This window comes from Effusibacillus consociatus (genome assembly GCF_042652925.1).
Taxonomy (GTDB): domain Bacteria; phylum Bacillota; class Bacilli; order Tumebacillales; family Effusibacillaceae; genus Effusibacillus; species Effusibacillus consociatus.
On the sequence record NZ_JBHSHC010000164.1, the window covers coordinates 1 to 738 of the forward strand.

1 protein-coding gene is annotated in these 738 nt (G+C 46.2%); it reads right to left on the reverse strand.

The features are described from left to right. The coding region (locus ACFO8Q_RS23780) for a Phenylacetic acid catabolic protein (protein ID WP_380029859.1) at positions 1 to 716 on the reverse strand (716 nt) is incomplete at its 3' end. Positions 717 to 738: the final 22 nt, after the last annotated feature.

Genomic DNA, 738 nt, shown 5'->3' on the forward strand with positions numbered 1-738 from the left:
ACGTTCACCCCGATGGACTCACAGAACGGAACCGCGGTGGAGAGCCATTTCTGACGAAGTTCGTCGTTCGTTCTTCCTTTCAACTTATAATCCAACTGTGTAGAACGACTCTTCAGTTCATCCGCTACACCGAAAAACTCCAGGGCCATCAGAAACATCCAATCCACTGCCCGTTGAACCTGCTCTTTTGTTTCCGCATTTTCCATTGCGGCCTTCATGATGATTTCCCCATTCCGCAGATGGAACAACTCTTCTTTATCCACTTTCACCAAAGCGCGTTTCCACGGGCCATAAGAGGTATGCTCGTGAGCATCGCCCAACAGGGTATATCCGGCACGATCAAAGAGAGCATTAAACACGCCGAGTTCAATCCAGTTTGACAATTCAAAATCAAACGCATACGGATTTTTCCAACGATTGGCCTGACGTTCAAAAACCAATGCTTCCGTATTCTCTCCCAGGTCCTTTAACAGTCGATAGGCGATGTGAGCGTGACCAATTTCATCCTGCATAATGGCTAGCGCCGTAATCTTCTGGCTTAACGTTGGCGCCTGATCATACACCGTCAATAAAGGAGGGACACTTAATAATTCCGTATCCCCGACGATCGTCAAGGTTTGTTTTAAAGCTTGGCAGTACTCCTCATTCATATCTTCCATTCGTTCTACCATAAAACCAGCCTGTACTTTTTCTTTCAGCAAGGTGGACTGTTCCATAGGATCACCTCTTTTTATTATG